Here is a 7,087-nt window from a genome sequence, read left to right as displayed (position 1 = left end):
GATTCCCACCCCGCCGGTCATCTCCGTCCCCACGCTGCCCGGCACCGGCACGCCGAACGTCGGCGTGGTGAACGATGACAACGGCCCCAACAACCCGCTGTCCGACAGCGGTCCGCAGGGATGTGGCGCGTCGGCCACGGGTGGAGCGCCGTTCGTCGCCGCCACCGCGCTGCTGGCCATGGCCGGGCTCTTGAGCCGTCGTCGCAAGCCCGCGGAAGTCCGCGCCCGTCGGCGCTGAGCTGAACCGACGGCCCTCGCCACTGCCTGGAAAACGAAAGCGGGTCCGTTCCTCGGGGAGCGGACCCGCTTCTTGTTTCCGGCGCGTGGGAGACAGCCTCAGTGCGCGCCTTCCACCTTCACGCCGGGGTTGGCGCGCTGGAGGAGGAACACCAGCACCAGCGAGCACGCGAAGATGGCGGTGAGCACGGTGAAGTTGGCGTTGAAGGCCCGCACCAGCGCCTGCATGTTGATGCGCTGGCTGAACAGGCCGTAGGCGGCGGACAGCGGGTCCGTCACCCGCGAGGCCACCGTGGCCTTGAGCGCGGCGAGCTGCTCCTGCGTCACCTGGCTGTACGGGTCCACGTGCGACGTGAGCGCCGTGGTGTTCACCTTCGTCAGCCGGTTGAGCGCGCTGCTCATCCACGCGGTGCCGATGGAGCCCCCCAGTTCGCGCGTCAGGTTGAAAAGCCCCGCCGCGTTGCCGCGCTGGTCCGGCCGCAGGTTGCTGAGCGCCATCACCGACAGCGGCACGAAGATGAAGCCCATGGAGCAGGCGCGGATGAAGACGGGCGTAATCAGCGTCGCCTCGTCCGCCGTGCTGCTCAAGTGGCCGTTGGTCCACAGCGACAGGCACATGCCAATGATTCCCAGGCCCACCAGCCACCGCCCGTCCAGCTTGCCGCCGAACTTGCCGATGAGCGGCATCAACAGCACCTGGATGAAGCTGCCCTTGAGGAACACCAGGCCGATGTCGAGCGCCGAGTAGTGCATCACCGTGCCGCAGAAGAGGCTGAAGAGGAACGAGCCTCCGAACAGCGCGGTGCCGACGAGGAAGTTCACCCCCGTGGCCGCCGCATAGGAACGGTTGGCGAACACCCGCAAATCCACCACCGGCTCGGGTGTCTCCAACTGGTGGACGACGAAGGTGATGAGCGCCACGCCCGCCACCACGGCGAGCACGGTGATTTTCATGCTGTCGAACCAGTCCTCGCGCGTGCCCTCCTCCAGCACGAACTGGAGCGCCGCCATGCCCACCGCGAGCAGGGCGATTCCCCAGCGGTCCACGCGGGCCGTGGAGGGCTGGAAGTCCTCCTGCTTGATGTGACGCCACGCCATGAACGCGGCGAACAGGCCCACCGGCAGGTTGATGAGGAATATCCAGTGCCAGCTCGCCACGTCGATGAGCAGGCCGCCCACCGTGGGCCCCAGGAGCGGCCCCGTCACCGCGCCCAGGCCGAAGAGCGCGCCGGCCATGCCGTGCTCCTTCTGCGGATAGCGCGCGAAGAGGATGGCCTGCGACGTGGGGATGATGGCGCCGCCGCCCATGCCCTGGAGGATGCGGAACACCACCAGCGAAGGCAGGTTCCACGCCAGGCCACACAGCACGCTGGCCGCGGTGAAGATGAGGATGGACGCGGTGAAGTAGCGCCGGAAACCGAAGCGCCGCTGGAGCCAGCCCGTCATCGGGATGACCACCACGTTCGCCATCATGTAGCCGGTGGACACCCAGGCAATCTGGTCCAACGGCGTGCCAAAGCTCGCGCGGATGTCGCTGAGCGCGACGTTGACGATGGAGATGTCCAGCACGGACATCAGCGCCGCGGCCATGGCGGCGATGGTGATACCGGTTTTTGAACCGGTGATGACGTCGCCCTTCACGACTAGTTGCTCCTCGTGTCGACGGTGACGACGGCGCTCATGCCCGGCTTGAGGGCCACCTTCGACTCACCGTCGAAGCGGATGAGCACGGGGATGCGCTGCACCACCTTCACGAAGTTGCCGGACGCGTTGTCCGGAGGCAGCAGCGCGAAGCGCGCGCCGCTGGCGCCGGCCAGGCTGTCCACGTGGCCCTTGAAGGCGTGGCTGCCAAACGCATCCACCTCCACCTCCACCGGCTGACCCGCCTTCATCTCGCCGACCTGGTCCTCCTTGAAGTTGGCCACCACCCACACGTCGTCCTGCGGCACCACCGCCATCAGCGGACGCTCCGGGCCCACCATCTGCCCCACCTCCACCGTGCGGCGACTCACCACGCCGTCCACCGGCGCGCGGACGTGCGTATAGGAGACGGCCAGCTCCGCCAGGTGCAGCGCCGCCTGGGCCTGCTTGAGCTTCGCGTCGGACAGCTTCACCGCCGCCTGCGCCGCCTGCACCTGCACCGGCCCCGTCTCCGCGGCGGCGAGCTTGCCCTGCGCCGTCTCCAGGCCACCGGAGGAGCCCTGCACCCCCGCCTGCGTGGAGGTCAGCCGCGCGCGCGACACGTCCAGCAACGCCTTCGCCTGGTCATACGCGGACTGCCGCGCCTCCAGGTCCGCCTGCGTCACCGCGCCCTGCTCCTTCAGCGTCTTCACGCGCGTCATGTCCGCGTCCGCCAGCTTGAAGCGGGCCTCGGCCGCCGCCACGTCCGCGTGCGCCTGGTCCAGCGCCGCCTTGGACGAGCTGATGCCGCTGTTGGCCTGCGTCACGCCGCCGCGCGCCTGTCGCAGGTTCGCCCCGGCATTGGCCTCCGTGAGCGAGAGCTGCGACTGCGCGTTGGACGCCTGTGCCTCCGCGCTCAGCACGTCCGCGCGGGCCACTTCCAGCTTCGCGTCCAGGTCCGTGGAGTCCAGCTCGACGAGCACGTCGCCCGCCTTCACCGCCTGGTTGTCGCGCACCAGCACCTTGGCCACCATGCCGGACACGCGCGGCGACACGTTGGCGATGCGGCCCTCCACCTGCGCGTCGTCCGTGGACTCGTGGCCACGCGTCAGCGCCCAGCGCGCACCGCCGCCCACCAGCGCCAGCGCGACGAGGGCGGGCAACACCTTCTTCGCTCGCGAGCGCGGCGCGGCGGGCTCCCTCGCGACAGAGGGGAGGTTCTTCGGAACATCGTTGTCCTGCACATCCAAGGAAGGGGAAGCAGTGCTCATGGTGGTTCTCAAAGGTTCAGCGAGTCGATGATTTGGGGGCTAACCATCTGGATGCGGCGGGTCATCCGCCGGGTCCGGCAGAGGGGAATCAGGAGGGCAAGGGGTGGCTCACGGCTCGCGGAAGGCGAGGAGACCGGTGGAGACCTTGGCCAGCAGCTCGCGCAGGGTGTCGCGCTCCTGCTCGCTCAACGGGGACATGAGCGCGGCCACGCGACGGTAGTGCTCGGGGAGCATCCCTTCGAGCAGTTGCCGGGCCTTCGGCGTGAGGTGCACGGTGTACATGCGGCGGTCTTCCGGGTGGTCCTCCCGGGAGATGAGGCCGTCCTTCTCCAGCGTGTCGAGCAGGCCCGTCATGGTGGCGCGGCTCACGCACGAACTCTCCGCCAGCTCCGCCGGAATGAGTCCTCGGCCGCCCTCCGTCTCGCTGGTGGAGTACAGCCGGACGAGCACGGTGAAGCGCCCCTTCGACAGCCCGTGTCGCGCCAGGCTGGCGTCGTAGGCGTCCGACAAGTCGTTCGACAGGCGCAAGAGGGTGATGCACGTCTCCAGGCCGCTCGAGTCGAGCTGCGGGAAGCGCTTCGCCAGTCGCTGCAGCCGCTCGAAGCGGGTGATGGGGGGAGGACTCACGCTCATCTCGATGCTCGGCGAAAGGATGCCGCCCCAATTAGTAAGGCCCCTAACTAGTGCACGCAATAGAAATCCACGAGGGGGCTCCAGAAGGAGACGGGCAGGGCTGCTCGCCTGCCCGGGAGTGAAGCCAGGTCCCCAAGGGGCGCGCGCACCGTTATGAAGGGGGCGTGCTCGACGTGAAGGACCCCACCGTCCAGGAGGCGCTGCGCCGTGCTTCCGAGGAGGCCGGGCTGCCGGACTACCTACTCAGCTGCGTGTATCCCCTGCTCAGGGACCCGGAGGGGGACTGGTCTCCTTGCTGTGGAGGAGGCTGTCAGCCGTGCTCGGCCACGCTGGCGGATGTGGCGGTGCGGACGCTGGAGCTGCTGGGGACGCCCCGGCGCTCGCCCGTGCCGGTGTGAGCGCGAAGCTGGCGTAGGCTCAACGGCCCCATGAATCCCCTCGTCCATGCGGAGTGCTCCTGGCTGGCGGCGCAAAGCCTGCGTGAGCGGAGAGACCGCATCCTCGTCACCTGCGCGGGCCTGGCGCCGGACCTGGACGGGCTCACGCTGCTCGGGGGTGAGGAGCTGTACGTGCGCTATCACCATGTGCTGTTCCATGGCTTCGTGGGCGCGCTCGTCACCGCTGGGGTGTGCATGGCGCTGGGACGACAGCGGCTGCGCGTGGGGCTGCTGGCGCTGGGGACCTTCCACCTGCACCTGCTCTGCGACCTCGCGGGCAGCGGGCCGGGGTGGCCCATCCACTACTACTGGCCCATCAGCTTCCGGGAGTGGTTCTGGCAGGGGCAGTGGAACCTGTCCTCGTGGCAGAACGCCGTCATCGGCCTCTTCACCACGCTGGCGTGCTTCGCGTGCGCGCTTCGCTGGCGGAGGACCTTCGTGGAGCTGTTGTCCCCGCGCTGGGACGCGGAGGTGACGAAGACCTTGCGGCGGCGCTTCCTCGGGGAGCGCGAGGCGCCGACACCCGACGGCGTCGAGCGCTGAGCACGAGCGGGCCGGCCCTCACGGCTGTCGGCAGTCGCGCCGCAGGGTCTCCACCTGGTCTTGTGGCATGGCTCGCACGGTGGCGGGCGCGAGTTCCTTGAAGCGCTCGCACCTCTCCTTCGAGTCGGACTCCTGCTCCAGATGCTGGGTGGCCACCTGAGCGGCCTGCGCGGGCTCGCCCTTGTCCTGGTAGAGGCGCTCCAGCATGACGTGCGCGCCTTCCACCTTCGGGTTCTCCGCTATCTGTCGCTTCGCGGCGACAATCGCCTCGTCGACCCGACCCTGGCGCTCCAGGTCCGTCGCCTGCTGGAGTGACGCCGTCTCCGTGCAGTAGGGGAGCAGCGCCTTCACCTGCTTCGACAGCTCCGCCTGCTGCTCGTACAGCTTCGGGTCCGCGGCCCGCCAGACCTCGCAGCGCGTGGCGCGACGCTCGCCCTGCATCAGCGTCGACACGCGCTCGGTGACCTGCGTCGCGTCCTTGGGGCGCCCCACGTCCTCCAGCCGCTTCGCGAAGTCCAGGTGCGCCAGCGCATCGCTCGAGTCGCGATACGGGCTCACCTCCAGGTGCCTCTGGTAGCTGCGCACCGCCGCGTCCACCTCGCCCACCGCCAGCTCCGTGCGCGCCAGCTCCCGGTTCGCCTGCGGGTGGGACGGGTTCAGCTCCACCGTGCGGCGCAGCAGCGGAAGGCGCCCCGCTTCGTCCTTCTGTCGCAGGCTCAGCTCCCAGTACGGCCTCGCGTCCTTCGACCCCAACTCCACCTGTCGCTGGTAGATGTCCAACGCGCGCTGCCGCAAGTCGCCTTGAGTTCGCGCCTGCGGTGACTCGCGAAACGACGTGTTCCAGTACGCCTGAGCCAGCGCGAGCTGCACGTCCTGCTGGTCCGGATTCTCCGCCGCGGCCGCCTGGAGCAGAGCGATGGCCTTCGCGCAGCCCGCCTTGTCGAAGCCGTCCGAGGGGCAATTTCTCTGCGCCAGCCGGATGCCCTCCTTCGCCGTGGGCGACAGCGTGGAGGGGGTCGCCACGGAGGGCTTGGCCGCCGCCGAGGGCGGTGGGGATGGCGGAGTCTGGGCCAGCACGGGCGAGAGCAGCCCCCACCCCGCGACGAGTAGAACCTTCGCGCTCATCTGTCCTCCTGGCTCAACGCTGGATGTGGACGTGGTCCGCCGCCGGGTCATTGCAGTCGAGGAACGTCACCGGCCCGTTCTCCGTGAAGCTGTCTTCCTCGCCCACCACCCGGATGCCCGCCAGCTCCACCAGGCACATGAGCTGCCGCGTGTCCCGGCCGGGCACCACCATGGAGCGCGGGGCGATGTCGAGCGCGCGTCCCCGGGTGTGCCGGCTGTTGATGGAGCCCGAGCCGATGAACCGGTTGCGCTGCGGGTTGCGGAACGCGCTGGTGATGAAGGGCTCCACGCTCACCGTCGTGGAGCGGTTGTTCGCCGTCGTGTCGGCCCGGCGATTCGGTCCGGCGAGGATGGAGCCCGCGCACAGGCCGCCCACCCGGGCCCCCGAGCACACGTCGTCTCCACTGGGATTCGTGTCCCCCAGCGGCCCGAGCATCAGCACCGACGGCCCCGGCGACACCACCACCGTCGCGGGGCTCCGCGTCAGGGTGCCCACCGGCACCACCTGCACGTCATCCTTGAGGAGCTTGTTCAGCTCGGCGTCCACCTCCTGGAGCAGCTTGTCCAGGTCGCCCGGCGTCTCCTCGGCGATGAGCGTGTAGTTGCCCCGGTTGAGCGTCGGGTTCCCCGCCACGCGGACGTTGGCCAGCGTCGGCTGGAAGTCCGTATCGTAATCCACATACTCCTGTCTCAGGGTGTCCGTCTCGTCCTGGCGGAGGAACGAGGACGGCGGCAGCTTCACCTCCAGCCTCCGGCCATCGTCCAGGTCCAGCACGCCCAGCACCTCGTACTCGAGCGGAGGGTTGGAGTCCCGGCTGCCGGCCACCGACTGCGAGGACTTGCCATGGAACGTCAGCTCCGCGCCCGTCGCCGTGGCGGGCTCGGCCGGGCCGGTGCGCGTGCCCACCGCGGTCACCGTCCACTGGATGCGGTCCACCAGCCCCGCCTCGCCTCCCGTGACGCGCGCGCGGACCACCATTTCCTCGCTCGTCACGAACGACGTGCGCGTCGGCGTGCCCTCGCGACGCGTGAAGGCCTCGATGATGGCCAGCGACACCCGCTCTCCCCCGCTCTGCGTGGTGACTTCCACCAGGGGCGGAGGCTCTCCGCTGCCTCCCGTGCCCGTCGGGTCCGTCTCGCTCCCGCACTTGCAGCTCGCGACGAGCGCCAACAGCGCCAGCCACCCCCACCGTGCCTTCCTCTTCACGAGCGCCTCCCCCC

At 69.5% G+C, this 7,087-nt stretch carries 8 protein-coding genes; 3 read left to right on the top strand and 5 right to left on the bottom strand.

Annotated features, from left to right (window positions below; translation table 11 throughout):
* The coding region (locus HUW62_RS44600; RefSeq protein WP_255203986.1) for an MYXO-CTERM sorting domain-containing protein at positions 1-238 on the top strand (238 nt) is incomplete at its 5' end.
* Between the two features lie 98 nt (positions 239-336).
* Here the strand turns inward: HUW62_RS44600 and HUW62_RS44595 are convergent.
* The 3 genes from HUW62_RS44595 to HUW62_RS44585 all read right to left on the bottom strand — a co-directional run bounded on the left by HUW62_RS44595 (position 337) and on the right by HUW62_RS44585 (position 3,761).
* Positions 337-1,878, bottom strand: a complete 1,542-nt coding sequence (locus HUW62_RS44595; protein ID WP_163869484.1) for a DHA2 family efflux MFS transporter permease subunit — start codon at positions 1,876-1,878, stop codon at positions 337-339.
* A 2-nt stretch (positions 1,879-1,880) separates the two neighbouring features.
* Complete coding sequence (locus HUW62_RS44590) at positions 1,881-3,128, bottom strand: HlyD family secretion protein (protein WP_176437909.1); 1,248 nt, start codon at positions 3,126-3,128, stop codon at positions 1,881-1,883.
* Between the two features lie 108 nt (positions 3,129-3,236).
* Positions 3,237-3,761 (bottom strand): MarR family winged helix-turn-helix transcriptional regulator, encoded by a 525-nt coding sequence (locus HUW62_RS44585; RefSeq protein WP_176437908.1) that lies wholly within the window; start codon positions 3,759-3,761, stop codon positions 3,237-3,239.
* 164 nt (positions 3,762-3,925) lie between these two features.
* Between HUW62_RS44585 and HUW62_RS44580 the strand changes: the two genes are divergently transcribed.
* Positions 3,926-4,159, top strand: coding sequence for a hypothetical protein (locus HUW62_RS44580; protein WP_163869487.1), 234 nt, complete (start codon positions 3,926-3,928; stop codon positions 4,157-4,159).
* A gap of 30 nt (positions 4,160-4,189) precedes the next feature.
* A complete protein-coding gene (locus HUW62_RS44575) occupies positions 4,190-4,741 on the top strand; it encodes a metal-dependent hydrolase (protein WP_176437907.1) in 552 nt (183 codons plus the stop codon).
* Between the two features lie 18 nt (positions 4,742-4,759).
* Here the strand turns inward: HUW62_RS44575 and HUW62_RS49760 are convergent, their stop codons facing one another.
* Together HUW62_RS49760 and HUW62_RS44565 are read right to left on the bottom strand one after the other, a co-directional pair.
* On the bottom strand, positions 4,760-5,866 hold the full coding sequence (locus HUW62_RS49760) for a lipopolysaccharide assembly protein LapB (RefSeq protein WP_176437906.1): 1,107 nt from the start codon (positions 5,864-5,866) through the stop codon (positions 4,760-4,762).
* Between the two features lie 13 nt (positions 5,867-5,879).
* Positions 5,880-7,087: D-Ala-D-Ala carboxypeptidase family metallohydrolase (locus HUW62_RS44565; RefSeq protein ID WP_217911938.1), on the bottom strand; the 1,208-nt coding region annotated here is incomplete at its 5' end.

The sequence above is a fragment of the Myxococcus sp. AM011 genome, from assembly GCF_013372595.1.
GTDB lineage: Bacteria > Myxococcota > Myxococcia > Myxococcales > Myxococcaceae > Myxococcus > Myxococcus eversor.
The sequence above is the reverse complement of the archived record's forward strand: the minus strand, read 5'-3'. Positions and strand labels throughout refer to the sequence as shown.

Coding starts and splice junctions, on each gene's coding strand:
- HUW62_RS44590 (WP_176437909.1), bottom strand. CDS start 3,128: ATGAGCACTGCTTCCCCTTCCTTGGATGTGCAGGACAACGATGTTCCG.
- HUW62_RS44585 (WP_176437908.1), bottom strand. CDS start 3,761: ATGAGCGTGAGTCCTCCCCCCATCACCCGCTTCGAGCGGCTGCAGCGA.
- HUW62_RS44575 (WP_176437907.1), top strand. CDS start 4,190: ATGAATCCCCTCGTCCATGCGGAGTGCTCCTGGCTGGCGGCGCAAAGC.
- HUW62_RS49760 (WP_176437906.1), bottom strand. CDS start 5,866: ATGAGCGCGAAGGTTCTACTCGTCGCGGGGTGGGGGCTGCTCTCGCCC.